Annotated in this window: 20 protein-coding genes and 1 tRNA gene; 10 read left to right on the top strand and 11 right to left on the bottom strand. The window is 33.8% G+C overall.

Annotated elements, in window-relative coordinates:
* Positions 1 to 53 precede the first annotated feature (53 nt).
* The 3 genes from OZP09_RS08465 to recF all read right to left on the bottom strand — a co-directional run bounded on the left by OZP09_RS08465 (position 54) and on the right by recF (position 2991).
* Positions 54 to 1103, bottom strand: a complete 1050-nt coding sequence (locus OZP09_RS08465) for a glycosyltransferase (RefSeq protein WP_281310606.1) — start codon at positions 1101 to 1103, stop codon at positions 54 to 56.
* 85 nt (positions 1104 to 1188) lie between these two features.
* Positions 1189 to 1866, bottom strand: coding sequence for a DUF2461 domain-containing protein (locus OZP09_RS08460; RefSeq protein ID WP_281310605.1), 678 nt, complete (start codon positions 1864 to 1866; stop codon positions 1189 to 1191).
* 45 nt (positions 1867 to 1911) lie between these two features.
* Complete coding sequence (recF, locus tag OZP09_RS08455; protein ID WP_269237397.1) at positions 1912 to 2991, bottom strand: DNA replication/repair protein RecF; 1080 nt, start codon at positions 2989 to 2991, stop codon at positions 1912 to 1914.
* 243 nt (positions 2992 to 3234) lie between these two features.
* Between recF and OZP09_RS08450 the strand changes: the two genes are divergently transcribed.
* The 6 genes from OZP09_RS08450 (at position 3235) to OZP09_RS08425 (ending at position 9476) form a co-directional block, all read left to right on the top strand.
* Entirely contained in the window at positions 3235 to 4014 is a 780-nt protein-coding gene (locus tag OZP09_RS08450) for a tetratricopeptide repeat protein (protein ID WP_269237396.1), read from the top strand.
* Between the two features lie 78 nt (positions 4015 to 4092).
* Positions 4093 to 4665: a 6,7-dimethyl-8-ribityllumazine synthase gene (gene ribH, locus OZP09_RS08445; RefSeq protein WP_269237395.1), complete on the top strand. Its 573-nt coding sequence runs from the start codon at positions 4093 to 4095 to the stop codon at positions 4663 to 4665.
* A gap of 177 nt (positions 4666 to 4842) precedes the next feature.
* Positions 4843 to 6762, top strand: a complete 1920-nt coding sequence (gene mutL / locus OZP09_RS08440; RefSeq protein ID WP_269237394.1) for a DNA mismatch repair endonuclease MutL — start codon at positions 4843 to 4845, stop codon at positions 6760 to 6762.
* A complete protein-coding gene (locus OZP09_RS08435; RefSeq protein ID WP_281310604.1) occupies positions 6759 to 7508 on the top strand; it encodes a rhomboid family intramembrane serine protease in 750 nt (249 codons plus the stop codon). Before mutL ends, OZP09_RS08435 begins: the two co-directional genes overlap by 4 nt.
* A 41-nt stretch (positions 7509 to 7549) precedes the next feature.
* Positions 7550 to 8413, top strand: coding sequence for a rhomboid family intramembrane serine protease (locus tag OZP09_RS08430; RefSeq protein ID WP_281310603.1), 864 nt, complete (start codon positions 7550 to 7552; stop codon positions 8411 to 8413).
* 16 nt (positions 8414 to 8429) lie between these two features.
* Complete coding sequence (locus OZP09_RS08425; RefSeq protein ID WP_281310602.1) at positions 8430 to 9476, top strand: endonuclease/exonuclease/phosphatase family protein; 1047 nt, start codon at positions 8430 to 8432, stop codon at positions 9474 to 9476.
* 79 nt (positions 9477 to 9555) lie between these two features.
* Here the strand turns inward: OZP09_RS08425 and OZP09_RS08420 are convergent, their stop codons facing one another.
* The 6 genes from OZP09_RS08420 to OZP09_RS08395 all read right to left on the bottom strand — a co-directional run bounded on the left by OZP09_RS08420 (position 9556) and on the right by OZP09_RS08395 (position 14857).
* On the bottom strand, positions 9556 to 10170 hold the full coding sequence (locus OZP09_RS08420) for a WbqC family protein (RefSeq protein ID WP_269237392.1): 615 nt from the start codon (positions 10168 to 10170) through the stop codon (positions 9556 to 9558).
* Between the two features lie 81 nt (positions 10171 to 10251).
* Positions 10252 to 11814, bottom strand: a complete 1563-nt coding sequence (lepB, locus tag OZP09_RS08415) for a signal peptidase I (RefSeq protein ID WP_269237391.1) — start codon at positions 11812 to 11814, stop codon at positions 10252 to 10254.
* Positions 11815 to 11861: 47 nt separating this feature from the next.
* Positions 11862 to 12569 (bottom strand): 4-hydroxy-tetrahydrodipicolinate reductase, encoded by a 708-nt coding sequence (gene dapB / locus OZP09_RS08410; protein WP_269237390.1) that lies wholly within the window; start codon positions 12567 to 12569, stop codon positions 11862 to 11864.
* Between the two features lie 49 nt (positions 12570 to 12618).
* Entirely contained in the window at positions 12619 to 13182 is a 564-nt protein-coding gene (locus tag OZP09_RS08405; RefSeq protein WP_269237388.1) for a DUF5683 domain-containing protein, read from the bottom strand.
* Positions 13182 to 14084, bottom strand: a complete 903-nt coding sequence (locus tag OZP09_RS08400; RefSeq protein WP_269237387.1) for a ParB/RepB/Spo0J family partition protein — start codon at positions 14082 to 14084, stop codon at positions 13182 to 13184. Before OZP09_RS08400 ends, OZP09_RS08405 begins: the two co-directional genes overlap by 1 nt.
* Positions 14085 to 14089: 5 nt before the next feature.
* Entirely contained in the window at positions 14090 to 14857 is a 768-nt protein-coding gene (locus OZP09_RS08395; RefSeq protein ID WP_025571958.1) for a ParA family protein, read from the bottom strand.
* 299 nt (positions 14858 to 15156) lie between these two features.
* Here OZP09_RS08395 and OZP09_RS08390 point away from each other — a divergent pair.
* From OZP09_RS08390 to trxB, 4 genes are all read left to right on the top strand, one after another.
* Positions 15157 to 15231 (top strand) — tRNA-Pro (locus tag OZP09_RS08390).
* Positions 15232 to 15713: 482 nt separating this feature from the next.
* Positions 15714 to 16166 carry an Hsp20/alpha crystallin family protein gene (locus OZP09_RS08385; RefSeq protein ID WP_281310601.1) on the top strand — a complete coding sequence of 151 codons (453 nt, stop codon included), beginning with the start codon at positions 15714 to 15716 and terminating at the stop codon, positions 16164 to 16166.
* A gap of 77 nt (positions 16167 to 16243) precedes the next feature.
* Positions 16244 to 17419 (top strand): cation:proton antiporter, encoded by a 1176-nt coding sequence (locus tag OZP09_RS08380; RefSeq protein WP_269237384.1) that lies wholly within the window; start codon positions 16244 to 16246, stop codon positions 17417 to 17419.
* 201 nt (positions 17420 to 17620) lie between these two features.
* On the top strand, positions 17621 to 18568 hold the full coding sequence (gene trxB, locus OZP09_RS08375) for a thioredoxin-disulfide reductase (protein WP_025571964.1): 948 nt from the start codon (positions 17621 to 17623) through the stop codon (positions 18566 to 18568).
* A 124-nt stretch (positions 18569 to 18692) separates the two neighbouring features.
* On the opposite strand, the gene OZP09_RS08370 is transcribed toward trxB, so the two are convergent.
* Both OZP09_RS08370 and OZP09_RS08365 read right to left on the bottom strand, forming a co-directional pair.
* Positions 18693 to 19526: a GIN domain-containing protein gene (locus tag OZP09_RS08370; RefSeq protein WP_281310600.1), complete on the bottom strand. Its 834-nt coding sequence runs from the start codon at positions 19524 to 19526 to the stop codon at positions 18693 to 18695.
* Positions 19527 to 19613: 87 nt separating this feature from the next.
* Positions 19614 to 20345 carry a head GIN domain-containing protein gene (locus tag OZP09_RS08365; RefSeq protein ID WP_269237381.1) on the bottom strand — a complete coding sequence of 244 codons (732 nt, stop codon included), beginning with the start codon at positions 20343 to 20345 and terminating at the stop codon, positions 19614 to 19616.

Here is a 20345-nt window from a genome sequence, read left to right as displayed (position 1 = left end):
GCAAAGCTTACAAAGCTTTGTATTCATATCGTAAACCCTTGCGAACTTTGCGGTTAACTATTTTGCAAGTTTAGTATGTTATGATATTTCTCCGTAATAACCTTCATGTTAACATCATAACTCGCATTCTCTTCCACAAACTTTCTATTTCGAACAATCGCCTGATTTCGCAATTCAGGATTTTCAAAAGACCAGATTAATTCTTCAGCCAGCATTTCGATATTATCAATTCCGATTAATTGTCCATTTTCGCGATGGGTAATCCAGCTTTGATTTCCCGGAATATCTGAAACTATGGGATAACAATTACAAGCCATTGCTTCAAATAAAGAAGCCGAAACACCTTCTGTAATCGGCATGCTGATATAAATATTCGATTGCTGTAACAGTTTTGGAAGTTCTGTATTGGGGATTCTTCCTGTAAAAATCACTTTGTTTTCTATTTTTAAATCTTTCGCTAAATCTTTTAAACATTGCAGCCTTGTTCCGTCGCCTACAATAGTCAGAGAAAAATCAATTCCTTTTTGGTTTAAAATTCCGAATGCTTTTAAAATCGAATCATGTCGATATTCCGGTTGAAGCGAACGCGTTACAATCGCTTCAATTTTGTTCGAATTATTGGTTGAAGGAGTAAAAAGCGATAAATCAATACCCTTTGGCAAAACCAAAACTTTATTCATATCAACGCCGGTTGTTTTCATGTGAACTGCCATCACTGGTCCCCACGCATGAATTAAATGCGCTTTTTTGAAAGCATATTTCTGAATGATTTTCTTAAAAGGATATAAAACAGATTCTTCAGGCCATAAATCGGTTCTTCCTTGTTGCGCAATGGCAATAGTTTTAGATCCGGATAAAGCGGCAAGAAAACCATAACTGGTTGTTCTTTCTGCAATAACCATGTCCGGTTTTTCTTTCCTGATTATTTTTCGAATTGAAAGAGGAGAGAATAAATATTCAAAAATACGTTTGAATCTTTGATTATTAGGTGTCTGAAGCTCCCAGGTAATGATTTTAAAATCACCAAATTCTTTCAGGCCTTTCATCCAGGTTATGGCATCAGCGCGATAGGATTCTCCCAGAAAAAGTATTTTTCTTTTCATTCAGGTTGTTTATTTTTCCGTCACGAATTTCACTAATTTCTACGAATTAATTAGTGTAATTTGTGAAATTCATGGCAAAACAATTTTAGAATTCATCAGTCTCTAAAGCACGATTGATGAATTCGTTCAATGGTTTTAGGGCAATTAGTTTTTTACTCATTTTATAAACGAAATCTTTCTGTGTAACTTCAGAAATATCAAATTTTTGAGTGGCGGTAAAACTCTTCAATTTTAAAAACTCAATTGCCGGATGATCTTTTTCATAACCTCTGGGCATGCTTTTAAGCGAGTTATTTTCGTTAATGTCTAAGCTTCCGAATTCTTTTTTGAAGTTTTTATTATTTAGTATTTCTTCTAAATCTTCATAAAAAAAAGCAATTTCTTTACGGACTTTCTTTAAATCTTCCGCTTCAGGCGAATAAAATCCGCCGGCTATAAAACTCGCGCCTTTTTCAATGTGTACATAATATCCGGAACGATTTGCGCCTTTCGCACCAGCTGACATCCAGACACCCAAATGTGCTTTGTAAGGCGATTTGTCTTTAGAAAAACGAATATCACGATTGATTCTAAAAGTACAGTTTTTAACTTCCAGTAATTCTAATGAAGGATCAAGCGGTTTCATTGCATCCAGAAAATCGCTGACCAGTTGATGGTAGTCTTTTTTGAAGATTTCATAACGCTTTTTGTTGTCCTGAAACCAGTCTCTATTATTGTTTTTTTTTAAATCGTCTAAAAATTGCAATGATTCTTTTGTTAGCATAATCCTTTTTTTATTGCAGTTGTTTTTGTTGAATTATTTATAAAATTACAAATTAAATATCTTATAACTCTGATGTGTCGATTTCACAATCGCTTCGGTACGTTCCGGATGTGTGTCAGAAATAAAAAGCTGCCCAAAAGTCTCGCTGTTTACCATTTCGATAATTTTAGAAACGCGGGATTCATCGAGTTTGTCAAAAATATCGTCAAAAAGTAAAATAGGTTTTACACCGCTTTGTTTTTTCAAAAATTCAAATTGAGCCAGTTTTAAAGCAATCAAAAATGATTTTTGCTGACCTTGCGAACCGAATTTTTTTATGGGATGCGAATCAATTTCAAACGACAAATCATCTTTATGAATTCCGACAGTTGTATAATGTAAGGCACGATCTTTATTGATGTTTTCTTGTAAAAGCGTCAATAAGTTTTTTTCGGATAAATGACTTTCATACACTAATTGTACTGATTCTTCAGAACCTGTAATGGCTTGATGGTGTACATTAAATATAGGTATAAATTGTTCCAGAAAATCTTTTCGTTTTTCAAAAATCGATTTTCCGTATTCATTTAATTGCTCATTATATATAGATAAGGTATCATTGTCAAAAGTATGATTGAGTGCAAAATATTTTAAAAGTGCATTTCGCTGTACAATTACTTTCTGATACTGAATAAGCTGATGCAGATACGTGGAGTCTAATTGTGAAATCACGCTATCCATAAATTTACGGCGTGTTTCGCTTCCTTCCACAATTAAATCACGGTCTGCTGGCGAAATAATGACTAACGGAATAAATCCAATATGATCTGAAAATTTATCATAAGCTTTTCCGTTTCTTTTTAAAACCTTTTTTTGTCCTTTTTTTAAACTGCAGACAATTTGCTCCGTTCTGTCATTCTTTTCTAATTCGGCGTCAATTACAAAAAACTCTTCTCCGTGTTTTATGTTTTGAACGGCAAGTGGATTGAAATAGCTTTTTCCGTATGCTAAATGATAAATCGCATCAAGCACATTGGTCTTGCCAATTCCATTTTTGCCGACAAAACAATTGATTTTACGGTCGAAATCGAAACTGATTTCGGAGAAATTTTTATAATTGAATAAGGAAATCTTGTTTAAATGCATTTTTTAGGCACCTTAATAGGTAAAATATGATGTTTAGAAACAGCAAATATTTAAGGGTGCAAATTATCGAAAATTATCGATATATTAGGCTTTTAGTGCGTTTTGGAATGAATTATTTTAGTGTCAATATGAAAGTAATTATCATTATCGAAAATATTTTTTTTTAAATAGTGATAAAATCGATTTTTTTTACTTCAGTTTCAATAAAAATTTTATTTTTGCCGTTCACTAAATTAATTTTAAATGGCTACTTACAATAAAAGAGGATATAAAGCACCAAAGGAAAAGGAAGTTAAAGAAGTAACTGAAGAAACACAGGTAGTAATTGATGAAAAAGACAGTACAACAGCTGGTGTTTTTTCAAAATTAGATGAAACTGCTTCAAGAACTGAGGATTGGGTTGCTAAAAATCAAAAAATCATTATTGGTTTAGTTGCTGGTATTGCTGTATTAACTATTGGATATTTGGCTTACCAAAAATTTATTGAAGCACCTAAGCAAGATGAAGCTGCTAACGAAATGTTTGTTGCACAGCAAAATTTCCAAAAAGCCACTGATGGTGTAGCAAGCGATTCATTATACAAATTGGCTTTGAATGGTTCTGAAGGTAAATTCGGATTTGTCAAAATTGCTGATGAATATTCAGGAACTGATGCTGGGAACTTAGCCAATTATTATGCTGGTATGGCTTATTTGAACACCGGTAAATTTGACGAAGCGATCAAATATTTAGGAGAGTTTAAATCAGATGATATGATTTTAAGCGCTTTAGCTAAAGGTGCAATTGGAGATGCTTATTCTCAAAAAAATAATCAAAAAGAAGCTCTTGATTATTATGTAAAAGCTGCTGAATCTAATAAAAATGATTTCACAACACCTCGTTTTTTATTAAAAGCAGGTAAAACCGCTATAGCTTTAGGACAAAAAGAAGATGCCCTGAAATACCTTACAGATATTAAAGAAAACTTTGACGGAACTCCGGAAGCAGCTTCAGTTGATGCCTTGATTGGATTAGCGCAATAATTATACTTTTGAGTTCAGATTTTATATTTTAGATTCGTATTTTAGCAATCGTAAATTTAAATTCTAATAATACTACAAATGGCTACCGAAAATAAAAATTTATCAGAATACGATAAAAACACGATCCCAAATGCGAAAGACTTTCGATTTGGGATTGTTGTTTCTGAGTGGAATGACACTATAACCGAAGGACTTTATAATGGTGCTTTTGAAGCACTAATTGACTGCGATGTTCCTGCACAGCAAATTATCCGCTGGAATGTTCCGGGAAGTTTTGAATTGATTTATGGTGCAAAAAAAATGCTGCAGACACAAAATGTAGATGCAGTTATTGTAATTGGTTGTGTAATCCAGGGACAGACAAAACATTTTGATTTTGTTTGCGAAGGTGTAACTCAAGGAATTAAAGATCTGAATGTTCAGACGGATATTCCTGTAATATTTTGCGTCCTGACAGATAATACAATGCAACAGTCAATTGACAGAAGCGGAGGGATTCACGGGAACAAGGGGACAGAAGCTGCTATTGCTGCCATAAAAATGGCTTACATCCGTCAGCAGGCTTCTATCTCGCATCCTTTTAGTCAGCCATTGCTGTCTTCAGGGGCGATTCAGATTGAAGATACTCCCAGAAAAATTGAGAACGAATAAAAAAAACATTTTTTTAAATATTATAAAGCCTATACTGTGTAAAAATAGTATAGGTTTTTTGTTTTTTTTATGACTAATGAAATTCTAAAAGCCAGTAGAAATTCATTAAATTTGTACACCTTGGTTTAGATTTAAAATCAAAATCTTAAATCGTTAATCTACAATCTAAAATTTTCAATGTCGAGTATTATTCAATTACTTCCTGATCATGTTGCCAATCAAATTGCTGCCGGAGAGGTGGTACAAAGACCTGCTTCGGTTGTAAAAGAGCTTTTAGAAAACGCAGTTGATGCTAATGCGACTGATATTAAATTGATTATTAAAGATGCTGGAAAATCACTAGTTCAGGTGATTGATAATGGCAAAGGAATGAGCGTTACTGACGCACGTTTGTGTTTTGAACGTCATGCGACCTCAAAAATTCGTCAGGCCGAAGATTTGTTTTCGTTGTGTACTAAAGGTTTCCGTGGAGAAGCTTTAGCTTCGATTGCGGCGATTGCTCATATGGAAATGAAAACCAGGCAGGATCAGGAAGAATTAGGAACGCATATTGTTATTGAAGGAAGTAAATTTATTTCGCAGGAAGTGGCAGTTTTACCAAAAGGAACTTCTTTTGCGGTTAAAAATTTATTTTTTAATATTCCTGCCAGACGCAATTTCTTAAAGTCAGATACAGTTGAATTTCGTCATGTTATGGATGAATTTCAACGTGTTGCTTTGGCCCATCCAAATATTCATTTTACTTTTTATCACAACGGAAGCGAGATGTATAATTTACCTGCTGCAGGGTATCGCCAGCGTATAGTTGGAATAATGTCAGGAAAAACGAATGAAAAATTGGTTCCTGTTAATGAAGATACTGAAATTATAAACATTCAGGGGTTTGTATGTAAACCGGAATTTGCCAAGAAAAGCAGGGGCGAGCAGTTCTTTTTTGTAAACGATCGTTTTATAAAGAGCGGTTATTTGCATCATGCAGTTATGGCTGCTTACGAAGGGCTTTTAAAAGATGGCTCACAGCCAAGTTATTTCTTGTATCTGCAAGTTCCGCCGAATACAATCGATATTAATATTCATCCAACAAAAACCGAAATAAAGTTTGATGACGAGCAGGCTTTATATGCTATTTTGAGGGCTTCGATAAAACACAGTTTAGGTCAGTTTAATGTAGCGCCGGTTCTTGATTTTGATCGGGATTCGAATTTGGATACACCTTATCACTATAAAGATTTACAAGCCGAAACACCAACGATTCAGGTTGATGGCAATTTTAATCCTTTTACGGATGACAAAACTAATCAGCATTATTCAAAAGCCGGTTCGGGATCAGGTTCAGGTTCATCCTCTGGTTTTAGTTCAGGATCGAATTCGTATTCCGGATATTCTAAAAGAGTAGAGCCAACAGCAAGTTGGGAAAGCTTATATGTTGGGCTGGATTTAGATAATGCAGAAAGCATTGAAAGTTCACCATTTACATTCGAAAATGAGGAAGTTACTTCTTCTCTCTTTAATGATGATGAAGTAGAGCAGGCAAGCCAAAAAACATATCAGATACATAAAAAATATATCGTTTCGCCAATAAAATCAGGAATGGTAATTGTGGATCAGCAGCGGGCTCATCAGCGTATTTTATATGAACAGTTTTTGCTGAATATGACAGTGAATCAGGCTTCGAGTCAACAATTGTTGTTTCCTTTGAATTTGTTTTATTCATCAGATGAAATGGCGTTAATCGAAGAGCTTAAACCTTCATTAGAAACAACAGGCTTTGTTTTTGAAGAAACACAATCAGATCATGTTGTGATTTCAGGAATTCCTGTTAATATTACTGAAAGCGAAGTCTCTCTTGTAATTGAACAATTATTAAGCGACTTACAAGACGGAATTCCAGCGAGCAGTTATAGCCAGAATGATACCATAGCCAAATCAATGGCCAAAAGTTTAGCAATTAAAACCGGGTCTTATTTAACCGAAACAGAGCAGGATAATTTAGTAAATGGATTATTTGCCTGTAAAGATCCCAATATTTCACCTTTTCAAAAACCTACTTTCATCACCATGCGTGTGGAAGATATAGATAAAAAGTTTGCCTTATGATGAATATGACTCCAGTTGTAAAACAACTGCTTATTATTAATATTATTTTTTTTATTGGTTCACAACTTGTACCCGTTTCGTACGAGTACCTGGCTATGTTTTTTCCTGAAAATCCAGGTTTTCAGGTTTGGCAGCCTATTACACATATGTTTATGCATGGTGGAATCATGCATATTGCTTTCAATATGTTTGCAATGGTTTCCTTTGGTTCGGCTTTGGAGCATTTTTGGGGAGGCAAGAAATTTTTGTTTTTTTATATTTCATGTGGCTTAGGATCGGCTTTGTTGCATACAGCTGTAAACTATTATTTTTTTCAGGATACTATTAATGTATTGACCAGTCATGGTTTTCAAAAAGAAGATATTTTAAAACTTTTAGGAGAAGGAAAAATAGATACAAGATGGCAGGATTTGGTTTCAGTAACACAATTTGATGGTTTTACAAATGCTTACATCGGGACAATTGTTGGGGCCTCAGGTGCTATTTATGGTTTGTTGACTGCTTTTGCTTTTATGTTTCCTAATGCTGAGCTTGCTTTAATGTTTATACCAATACCAATCAAGGCAAAATATTTTGTACCGGGAATTTTAGCTGTCGATTTATTCTTAGGTTTTAAAGGAGGATCATTGTTTGGAAGCGGAGGTACAGGTATAGCGCATTTTGCGCATATAGGAGGTGCAATAACTGGTTTTTTAATGATGTTATACTGGAAAAAAAATCAGTTTAATAACAATCGTTGGAATTAATTTTTAACTTTAATAATTAATAAAACGAAAAAAAAGCTTTTATGAATATTCTGGATGATTTAAAATTACAATATAGATTAGGCGGTATAGCAATGCGGCTAATTTATTGGAATGTTGCTTGCTTTATTATTTCATTAGTTTTTTTCTGGCCGAATTTTACAGGGGCATTTGCTTATCCGAATTGGCTTGCGCTGTCTTCAGATTCTCAGGTTTTTTTATTCAAGCCCTGGACGTTTTTAACGTATGCTTTTTTTCATTCTTCATTTTTGCATTTATTGTTTAATATGATGGTTTTGAATTTTGCAAGCCAGTTGTTTTTGACCTTTTTTACTCAAAAACAATATCTGGGATTGTATATTTTAAGTGCTGTTTTTGCCGGAATTATATTTGCATTAAGTTATTATTTTTTAAATATTTCGGCACCTATAGTCGGAGCTTCTGCTGCAATTATGGCAATTTTGGTTGCGGCAACAACATATCAGCCATTGATGGATGTTCGTTTACTGTTGATTGGAAATGTAAAATTATGGCACATAACAGGCGTAATCCTGATTTTAGACCTGATGCAGTTGCGTTTAGACAATACCGGAGGGCATATATCGCATTTAGCCGGTGCCTTTTTTGGGTTTATGTATGTAAAGCTCATCCAAAGCGGAACAGATTTAAGTATTATTATTACCAAAATAGTAGACTTTTTTACCAATCTATTTAAAAAATCCCCTAAGACCCCGTTTAAAAAAGTGCATAAAAATTATCAAAAACCTACAGAAAAAGCGACATCAAGGATTGTTACCAAAGACAAAACGCAACAGCAAATTGATGAAATTTTAGACAAAATCAGCCAATCTGGTTATGATTGTCTTACTAAAGAAGAAAAAGAGTTTCTATTTAAAGCTGGAAAATAATCTTTAGCAGAATAATATGAAAAACCTTTCCTGGTTTAATAAATTAATGTTCTTTTTGAATATAGTACTGACTGTTCTTACATTTAGTATCTATGTTTTGCCTTTTTTAGCACCTAAAAGTTTTCCACTTTTATCGGTGCTCACATTGTTTATGCCGGCCTTTTTTGTGGCAAACGGGTTATTCTTTATTTATTGGGCAATTCAGTTTAAAAAACGTCTTATTTTATCAGGATTGGTATTGTTGACGGGTATTACATTTATTAGCAAATTTTATAAAACTTCGGGGAAAGAATATGTAGAAGACGAAAAGGACTTCTCTGTGATGAGTTATAATGTTCGTCTTTTTAATGTTTTTAAATGGCTCGAACGTGATGATATTCCTGATAACATAAAAGCATTTATAGATGAAAAAAATCCTGATATTTTGTGTATTCAGGAGTATTCGAATTCTGCACATCTGGATCTAAAAGTATATCCGCACCGTTATATTTTTATTGATGGAAAGAAAATCAAAACTGGGCAGGCTATTTTTTCGAAGTTCCCTATTATAAATGAAGGGAAGATTATTTTTCCGAATTCAGATAATAATGTGGTTTATGCTGATATAAAACGAGGTAAGGACGTAATCAGAATTTACAATATGCACTTACAGTCTATTAAAATTTCGCCTGATGTAAATGAAATTTCGGATGATATTGATAATGTAAATCAAAAAAAATCACAGCGAATACTGGCCAGAATAAGTAAAGGATTTAGACAGCAGCAAGAGCAGGCGGAGATTTTTAAAGAAAACATCAAACAATGTAAATACCCGATTATTATTTGTGGAGACATGAATAACAGCCCTTTTTCTTATGTCTATCGAAATATAAAAGGAAAACTAAAAGATACTTTTGAAGAAGCAGGCGAAGGTTTTGGTGCTACTTATAAATTTAAATATTATCCTGCCAGAATCGACTATATTTTTACTGATCCTAAAATGAAGGTAAAACAGTTTGAAAGTTTTTCTGATTTTGAAAATTCAGATCATTATCCTATCATGGCAAGGCTTTCAATGGAATAATTTTTGAACCAAAGACGAAATTGAAAAGTTAAATAGTGAGATGAAAACTCATAATTCACAACTTACATTCATAATTGATTTATATAATTTTCTGTGTTTTTAAATAATCCATTGCAAATTTCCCTTCATTGAAAAGTAAATCTAAAACGCTTAAATTGTTTATAAAACCATGCTTGTCATCGAAAACCTGAGGATATTTTTCAAATGAATTCTGATCTTTTTTTCCATTAGCCAGATATCTGAAATCAGCAACATTTTCTGCCTCATGAAAATATTCAGTTGTTTTTCCAAATTCTAATTTCATTCGTAAGCATTTGGTAACTGTTTCCAGGACTTCCATGTTTAAATCCATTAAAAAAGTATGTTTTTTTTCGAATACAGGAAGAATGTCGTCCTCGAAAAATTCAAAAAAAGGAGAGCTTCTGTAAGCTGCTTCCAAAGATTTAAAATGCTGTTTTTGCCAGTCGAATTCATTTTCAATCAAAACATCTTTTGTTTTTTGATGTGCTGATTTAGAGTGCTTAATAGGGATGTTTAACAACTGAATCCCGTTTGGACTATAGATATAGGTACGGTTTCTGTTAGTCTGTTTCTGAAAATTATCTTCCATCTCAAAAATGATATTTTCAGATTGAACCATAACTGCGAAATGGCTAATTGACGGAAAATAGGTAGGAAGTAATAAAGAGTTCATTGTTTTTTGTTTAAAAGTTTCAGGTTTCAAGTTTGAGGTTCTTATAAAACTTGAAACCTGAAACTAAAATAACTATTTTATTTATGCTTTATTTTCTTTTCTTTTTTTCCAAAAATATTCTCCAATAAAAAATACTGCTAAAGCTACAAGGAAATATTTAAAATAGGATTGTGGCTGACCTTCGCCATCAACTGTTGTGAAAACCCTGTCCCAACGTACTTTATTGATGCCTTTTCCGTTCGTATCCCAGCTCATCCAGATGAAAACCGGTTTTCCTACAATGTGGTTTTCAGGAACATATCCCCAGTAGCGACTATCTTCAGAGTTATGACGGTTGTCACCCATCATCCAGTAATAGTTTTGTTTGAAAGTGTATTTGGTTGCCGGTTTGCCGTTTATTAAAAATTTTGAACCCTGCAACTCTAAAGTATTGCCTTCGTAAGTAGTGATGATGTCCTTGTAAAATGGCAATGATTCATTTGTTAAAGCAACTGTTTTTCCCGCTTCCGGAATATATATCGGACCAAAATTATCCTGATTCCATTTGTTGATATGAGGAAAAATGGAATTGTCATTTCCTTTAGAAATTTGTCTTTTTACATTCGTAATTCCGGGAGTATTTTTTAATCGCTGAACACTTTCTTCTGTTAAAGCTGCAAAATATAAGGTATCTCTTTTTGCTTCATCCTTAAATCCCATAACATCAACAAGATTGACCTTAAGTTCTTTTAAAAGAGATTCAAAATCAATAGGTGTCTTTCCGTCTAATGCTACAGCATACGAATATTGTGGTTTTGCCCTTTCAGGAAGGATTAGTTTTTTATTATTAATATAAACGAATCCATCCTTTATTGATAAACTATCCCCTGGGACACCTACGCAGCGTTTTACATAATTTGATTTCTTGTCAATTGGTTTTATAACACCCGGTTTTCCTTTTGGCTCAAAGAAGTAATGTACTGTATCGACCGGCCAGTTAAAAACGACAATGTCATTTCGTTTTATTTTTTCTAAAGCCGGAAGCCTGAAATAAGGTAATTGCGGCCAGCTTAAGTAAGATTTCTTTTTTGTTAAAGGAATAGAGTCGTGAACCATTGGTAACGCTACAGTAGTCATGGGAACACGAGGGCCGTAGTTTACCTTGCTCACAAATAAAAAATCACCAATTAATAATGATTTCTCTAATGAAGAAGTTGGGATTGTAAACGGCTGTACAACATAAGTGTGTACCAAAGTTGCTACAATTATAGCGAAAAGCAGAGAGCTAACCGTGTCGGCAGCTCTGTTTTCAGGGGTTAGTTTTCTTTCTGCATTGTACTCTAATTTTTGGGTATAATTGACATAATAGATATAAAACCCCAGAGTGAAAATGCCTAAAAAGGTATCTAATGTTGATTTTTTTCCAAATGTTCTCAAAGTTTCCACCCAAACGACAGGAAACATAATAAGATTGATTATGGGTATGAAAAGCAGGATTGTCCACCAGGTTGGCCGCCCGATAATTTTCATTAAAACGATTGAATTATAAACGGGAATTGCTGCTTCCCATGACTTACGGCCCGCAGCCTGATATAATTTCCAGGTACCCAGAAAATGGATTATTTGTACTGCTAAGAAAAAAACAAACCAAAGATAAAGTGTCATAGTTTTATGTTTTAGTTCTGAAATTTCAGAATATTATTTTTTGGATTTTATTTAGATTCCAGATTTAAAACGTCTTTCATCGTGTAGATTCCTTTTTTGCCAGCAAGCCATTCAGCGGCAATAACAGCTCCAAGGGCAAAGCCTTCACGATTATGGGCAGTATGTTTTAATTCGATGCTGTCAACTATAGAATCGTAAGTTACAGTATGTGTTCCTGGAACATCACCAATTCTTTTAGCTTCAATATGAATTTCATTTGACTTCGGATCTTCCATTGTCCAATTTGCATAAGCACTGTTTTCAATGACACCTTTTGCTAATGAAATAGCTGTTCCGCTTGGTGCATCTAACTTTTGAGTATGGTGAATTTCTTCCATTGATACTTTGTAAGAATCAAACTGACTCATAATTTTAGCCAGATATTCATTCAAGCCGAAAAAAATATTAACGCCTAAACTAAAGTTTGAACTAGAGATGAAGCCACCTTGTTTTTCGTTGCAAAGAGCTTCCACTTCATCATAATGTTCTAACCAGCCTGTTGTTCCTGAAACTACCGGAACATTGGCATGAAAGCAACTTGAAATATTAGCTACAGCAGCTGTGGGAACACTGAAATCGATAGCAACATCCGCTGTTGAAAGACCGTCATATGTATTGAATTCGTCTTTTTTCAGGACAATTTCATGCCCTCTCTCCAGAGCAATTCTTTCGATTACCTGGCCCATTTTTCCGTATCCTAAAAGTGCAATTTTCATTTTTTTTTGTATATTTTTTTTTATTTAAATAGAATAGTAAAAAAGCTATTTAAAAGTTGTAATTAAAAGTTAGTCCTACATTTGGTTTAAAAGTTACATCTGTAGGGTAGATTTCCGGGCGTACAGATAATCTTTCATTCACATTAAATTGTATCAGTGAAGCATCAACATTAGCATCAATGATATTTAAAGCATAAAAACCAACGACAAACAATGAGGATAAATCGCGATTACGCTGATAAAACTTTTGGGCTGCAATAAGACGGGAGTCATCAAGCCTCGCAAATTTTTCGCTTGGTTCATAACCTTCTAGTCTTCTTTTGTATTCATTTCTTGCTTCTCGATATTTTTTTTGATTATCAAGATAAAAATACATACTGGTGCCAATTGCGCCATATACCAAAGGGATTTTCCAGTATTTTTTATTGTATGCCTGTCCTAAGCCTGGTAAAATTGCCGAGTAGAAGGCAGCTTTTGCTGGTCTCAGCGGGTCTATTTCTTCTAATTTGGAAGTGTCTTTAGCGACTAAAACCGTTTCTTGTTTTGCCTGAGCAAAAAAAGAGACGGTTCCTGATAGAAAGAACAATAGAGTTATGGGGACAATTTTATTCACTATCCGTTTATTAATTTTATAATTCTGTTAAAGTCGGCTTCTGAGTTAAACGGAATTGTAATTTTTCCTTTTCCGTTTCCGGCAACTTTTATATCAACTTTTGAACCAAAATAGTCATTGAATGTGTTTTTTTGCGTTTCTTTAACTACAAATGAAGAAGCTATTTTTGGTTTTCCTTCAGCTTTGGGCTGCAGGCTTTCGTGATAATTTTTAACTAAAGTCTCAGTTTCACGTACTGATAGGTTTTGACTCACTATTTTTTGGTAAATATCGGTCTGAATGTCCAGATCTTCAATATTGATAATAGCTCTTCCGTGCCCCATACTGATAAAGCCATCGCGGATACCTGTCTGAATGATTGGGTCTAATTTTAGAAGACGTAAATAATTGGCAATCGTAGAACGTTTTTTACCAACACGTTCACTCATTTGTTCTTGAGTTAGCTGAATTTCATCCATCAGACGCTGGTATGAAAGAGCAATCTCAATAGGGTCTAAGTCATGACGCTGAATGTTTTCAACCAAAGCCATTACCAATGATTCATTATCATTAGCAATACGGATGTAAGCAGGAATATGTGTTAAGCCTATCAAAGTCGAAGCACGCAAACGACGCTCTCCGGAAATTAACTGGTATTTATTAAAATCTAATTTTCGAACAGTAATAGGTTGAATTACACCAAGTTCTTTAATAGAAGTGGCTAATTCACGTAAAGATTCCTCATTGAAATTACTTCTGGGCTGAAACGGATTTATTTCGATAGCACTTATTTCAAGCTCAATGATGTTTCCAACAACTTTGTCAGCATTTTTGTCTTCTACTGATGTAATGTCATTTTCCGGATCTTTTAATAATGCTGATAATCCTCTCCCTAAGGCTTGTTTTTTAATTGCTTTTGTCATAAAAACTATTTGCTGTTTTTCTTTATAATTTCCTGAGCTAAATTAATGTAATTCACTGCTCCTTTGCTTGTTGCGTCATAATTAATGATGCTTTCTCCAAAACTTGGGGCTTCACTTAATTTTACATTTCGCTGAATAACGGTTTCAAAAACCATATCGTTAAAGTGCTTTTGAACCTCTTCAACAACCTGATTTGACAAACGTAATCTTGAATCATACATGGTTAGTAGTAATCCTTCAATATCCAGGTCAGGATTATGTATTTTCTGAATACTTTTAATAGTGTTCAATAGCTTTCCTAATCCTTCAAGTGCAAAATATTCACACTGAATCGGAATAACTACAGAATCAGCAGCTGTTAAAGCATTTAAAGTTAATAATCCTAAAGAAGGTGCACAGTCGATTATGATGAAATCATACTCTTTTTTAGCTTCTTCTAATGCTTTTTTAAGCATGTATTCACGGTTTTCTTTATCAACCAGCTCAATTTCGATCGCAACAAGATCAATGTGAGCAGGTATCACGTCAACATTTGGAGCTGTACATTTTAGAATAGCTTCTTTTGGTGTTACAGTGTGTTCAAGAATCTGGTAAGTTCCGGTTTCAACTGTTTCCACATCAATTCCAAGACCAGAAGTGGCATTGGCTTGAGGATCAGCATCGATCAATAAAACTTTTTTCTCTAAAACACCTAATGAGGCAGCAAGATTTACTGATGTAGTAGTTTTTCCAACGCCTCCTTTTTGATTAGCAATAGCAATGATTTTGCCCATTTATTTTCTGAATTTTGAACCGTAAAAATACAATTATTTATGGTTTTTGAAAATCTATTTTGTTAACATTTGTGAAACCTTGCTTAGCCTTTGTTTGATGGGTGTTTGAAAACAATTTAAGCTAAATTCCCTAACTTGCTTTGCTTTACTGTAAATTGTTGTTTAGTAAAAAAGGTTCTGATTTCCGATTTAGCCGGTTAATATATTAAGGTGACTTTTGTGAATTTTAATTTAATTTTTTCTTATTTCTAAAATTGTTTTGGATAAGCCAAAAATAGTTATATATTTGCACCCGCTTACGGGGTGTAGCGTAGCCCGGTTATCGCGCCTGCTTTGGGAGCAGGAGGCCGCAGGTTCGAATCCTGCCACCCCGACACTAAACTTACAGTGTTATCAAAATCCCCTTGAATCGTATGATTTAAGGGGATTTTCTTTTTCTTGTAAAAACGTATTGATATTAATTGCAATCATCTTCATTAAGTTTAGAACTGATTATTTAATGTATTATAATCTCAATACATAATTTTAAATTCCAAAAATTGAATCCATTTACACTTTAAGTTAATATGTTTTCTTAAAAGTTGACAGTTTTTCAGATGGAGATTGCAAAATTGTCAGTATTTTAAATTCATACTGATAACTATTTTTTATAAATATTTTAAATATCCGAATAAAATTTTGAAAAATCGCATCAGAATTTTATAATAATTTACTATAAATAAAATTGGCTTAGATAGTTGAAACTGAAAAAATGTCATTTTTTTTGATTGGCATAATTTTGGTTTTTAGACCTGATGCACTGCTAATCAGTGTATGTTCAAAAAAATATTGTCAAACAATTTAAAAGTAAAATGTTATGAATCTTATCAAGAGAAACGGAAACCAGCTTAATGGTTTGCCACGTACGTTTTTTGATGACGTTTTTGGCCGTGAGCTTTTCAATTGGGAAAGCAACAATTTTTCAACTACAAGCACTACGCTGCCATCAGTAAACATCAAAGAAACTTCAGATAATTATGAAGTAGAAGTAGCTGCCCCTGGTCTGGACAAAAATGACTTCAAAGTAACACTTGACGGTAACCTGTTGACTATTTCATCAGAGAAACAAAATCAACACACTACAGAACAGGAGAATTTTACTCGTAGGGAATTCAGCTACCAGTCATTCCAGAGAAGTTTTGAACTTCCTAAAAACGTGGTAGACGAGGACAAAATCAGTGCCCGTTATGAAAATGGACTTCTCCATTTATCTATTCCAAAAAAAGAAGAGGCTAAGCAAAGACCTCCAAGAATGATCGAAATTGCTTAATTTCGTTTTTTTACCCTTGTGCAAAGCTGCCCTTTTTTAGGGCGGCTTTTATTGTTTTTTATAAATCATCTTATGTTATGTCCTCACAATTATTCTCAGGAATAGCTGTGCTTTCCTGTGTGGTTTTATTCCTAATTCTGTTACTGCGCCGTTTTAAACAGCCTTATTTTATTGCTTATATAGTATCTGGTGTACTTCTAGGTCCTAATGTTTTAAATATAATTCACGCTCCTGAAGTAGTGGCAGATCTGGGAGAAATAGGAATTGTACTTTTGATGTTTTCCATAGGTGCTGATATAGATTTACGCCACTTTAGCCAAAACTTTTACGAACCCTTTCTTATTGCTTTAGTCCAGATTGTATTAAGTTTTATATGTATATATTTAATAGGAGGGAAGGCTGAATGGACATTGAATACAATAGTACTACTGTCGTTTGTAATAAGTCTGAGCAGTTCTGCAATAGTTTTTCAATATTTGGAAAGGACCGGAGAAATTAAAAGTCAGTTGGGGATTATAACTTGTGGAGTACTTTTAGTACAAGATATATTGGTTATTCCTATGATTTTATCCCTGAATTTTATCTCGGGCACTAACATAACTGTTTTCGAGCTTGTAAAAGTATGTATAGGTGGAGTACTAATACTACTATTCCTGAGAGCTGCAATTAGGAAAAAGCTTTTTCAGATTCCTATGCGGAGAGAAATAATTGCCGATCATGATCTGCAAGTTTTTATTGGTTTTTGCATCTGTTTTGGAATGGCCTGGTTTAGTTCATGGTTTGGGCTTTCTCCAGCATTTGGGGCATTTGCAGGCGGAATCATAATTGGTCAGGATAAAGCAACACGATGGCTTGGAAAAGCATTAATTCCTTTCAGGGTTTTCTTTATGGCTTTCTTTTTTCTTGCTATTGGATTGCAGCTTGACATCAACTTTGTCAGTAACAATGTGGGTATAATTATCCTGATTGCAATCACTGTTTTAGTGATTAACAGTTTTATTAATACCATACTTTTTAAGGTTACCGGAAATAATTTGCGAGACAGTCTTTATGGAGGAGGGCTTCTTTCACAAATTGGAGAATTCAGCTTCGTACTGGTAACTCTCGCTGCTTCCCTTGGGCTTGTTGATAGCTATATACATCAGATTACGCTTTCTGTGATAACTTTCACGATGCTGTTTTCAAGTATATGGCTGACAATTATACAGAGGTTAATCTACCAATTGCCTGTTATATCAGAAGATAATCATTGAAAATTTAAAAAGTTAATTGCTTTTCAGGATAATGCTGTAATCTTGTCTCAGTTAATCTTCTCCTTAATTTTATCCAATGTGTTTTATATAACAGATTTACAGCTCTCTATTTTAGAATAATAAAAACTGATTAATCGTATTCTTTTTTCCAACAATAAAAACTTATTTTTGCAACATAATTATTAATACAACCATAATATTATGTCAGATACAATCGAAAAAATTAAATGCCTTATTATTGGTTCTGGTCCGGCAGGCTATACTGCTGCTATTTATGCTGCCAGAGCAAATATGAACCCGGTTTTATATCAGGGAATGCAGCCAGGAGGTCAGTTGACAACGACTAATGAAGTTGAAAATTTTCCGGGTTATGTTGATGGGGTTACAGGACCGGAAATGATGATTCAGTTACAGGAACAGGCAAAACGTTTTGGGGCGGATATACGTGACGGATGGGCTACAAAGGTTGATTTTTCAGGAGATATTCATAAAGTTTGGATTAACGATAAGATAGAATTGCACTGTGAAACCGTGATTATTTCAACCGGTGCTTCAGCTAAATATCTGGGACTCCCATCAGAGCAGCATTATCTGAATATGGGTGGGGGAGTTTCTGCCTGTGCGGTTTGTGATGGGTTCTTCTACCGTAATCAGGAAGTGGTGATTGTAGGAGCAGGTGATTCTGCCTGTGAAGAAGCGCATTATTTGTCAAAACTTTGTAAAAAAGTGACAATGCTGGTAAGAAGCGAAAAATTCAGGGCTTCTAAAATTATGGAGGAGCGTGTTCGTAAAACTGAAAATATTGAGATTTTAATGAATCATGATACCGTAGAAGTTTTAGGTGACGGAAATGTAGTACATGCTATTAAAGCTTTAAATAAAACTACTGCAGAAGTTATTGAAATTCCTGCTACAGGATTTTTCGTAGCTATTGGTCACAAACCAAATACAGATATATTTAAAGATTATATCACACTTGACGAAACTGGTTACATTATTAATGTTCCGGGAACATCTAAAACAAATGTTGAGGGTGTTTTTGTAGCAGGTGATGCTGCAGACCATGTATATCGTCAGGCGATTACAGCTGCGGGTACTGGATGTATGGCTGCACTTGATGCTGAACGTTATTTGGCTGCTAAAGAATAAAAGTTTGGTTTTAGGTTTTCTTTGTTTAAAGTTTCAAGTTGTTGGAGCTTAATCTGGAATTCACAAATAAAAAAATCCATTCGCGTTTAGGAATGGATTTTTTTATTTGTGAAACCTGAAATCTTTATTTAATCTTCTTAATCAATTTGGCTTCTTCACTAAAACGAGTAAGTTCTATTTTTGGTTTTCCTAAAAGCGAAACTTCAGCTTTGTCTCCAATGGCAAGTGAAATCGAAATTTCTGCCATTACGGTTCCTGTTGCATTATTTTCGGCAGTAAAACTGGCTTCTTTTATGTTAAACTTTGTTCCGGTAAAAACGGAATTATTATCTATACGAACACTTCCTTTTTCAGCTACACCTTCAATTACAGCGTTTGCTTTCTGGTATAAATCGCATTTGAATTTAATTGCAGAAACTAAAGATTTTATTGAGGAGCTTTTGCTTAATTGTAAAGCCGCTTCATCTGCTTTTAAATTTATTTCCGATTTTGATTTATCATCGGAAACTAAACTGAATTTCTTCGCATTGACATTCAGAAATAATTTAGAATAATCAAAACTGTTAAATGCAATATCATCTAACTGAAGTTCCTGAATAGCATAGACTATAGCGTCATTTTTAGTAATTACTTTTGATAATGATTTTGTATAAGTAATCCTTACTGATAATTTTTTAAAAATTGTAGACTCTTTTGAAGTATACAAACGAAGTGTTTTTTCTCTTAAATCCATTCCAATAATGTCGTGTAAATTATCATCGGCTTCGATTTTTATTTCGTTTTTTTCGCCTCTCTCCAGATACACTTCAATATTATCATCTACTTCAAGAGCATCAAAATCACCAACTTCTTTTATAGATGTGGTAACAATTTTAGAACCTTTTATTTTTTCTCTCTTTTGGGCAAAAGTTAAAGTTGTAACTAATAGTAGTAAGAACAAGACTGTATTTTTTTTCATTAATTCTAAATTTTGATTTTGACAAATATAAAAAAATCATCCACTTTTGATGAATGATTTCTTTTATATTTAACACTTCAATAGTGTTTATCCCTGACTGATGCTTCCTCCTGAATTTTCAGATTTTTCTATTGTTTTAGGAGATGAATCATAATTAATGCTTGATCCGCTTGATGCATCTGCTTTTAATCGTAAAATAGGATGCACATTTATGCTGGCTCCGCTTGACGCTTCTGCTTCAACTTCGTTTGCAAATAATTTCTCTGCATTAATGCTGGAGCCGCTAGAAGCTGATGTTTTAATTTTTAATGCTTTTCCTTGTACATTTATGGTACTGCCACTTCCGGATTCAAAAGAGATATTGTCAGATTCAATATTAACATCTATTGTAGAAGCACTTGATGCATCCAGACGTATATTTTCTCCCTGAAGTACATTTTTGCTGTGTACAGATGAGGCGCTCGAAGCTTCGATTTTGTCAATAACCGGCATTTTTACAGTAACTTTTTTGGTTACATTGTTAAACGAACTGAATTTGCATGAAATGATCAAAGTTCCGTTTTCAACTTTAGTTGTAATCTCTTTTTGGATATTATCGTCTGCTTCAACGATAATTTCTGTAGCATCAGATTGTTCAATTACTAAATCTATCGCATTGCTGACAGATACATTTTTAAAATCGCCCTGAACAATTCTTTTTTCGGTAGTAACATTTCCGCTGCCTTCAATTGAGTTTATATTAAAATTACATGAGGCAAACAATAATGCAGTGATAGTGGCAATAATGAATTTCGTAATATGAATGATTATTTTTATCAT

The sequence above is a fragment of the Flavobacterium flavigenum genome (assembly GCF_027111255.2).
Classification (GTDB): domain Bacteria; phylum Bacteroidota; class Bacteroidia; order Flavobacteriales; family Flavobacteriaceae; genus Flavobacterium; species Flavobacterium flavigenum.
Note: the sequence above shows the minus strand (reverse complement) of the source record. Positions and strands in the feature narration are given on the sequence as shown.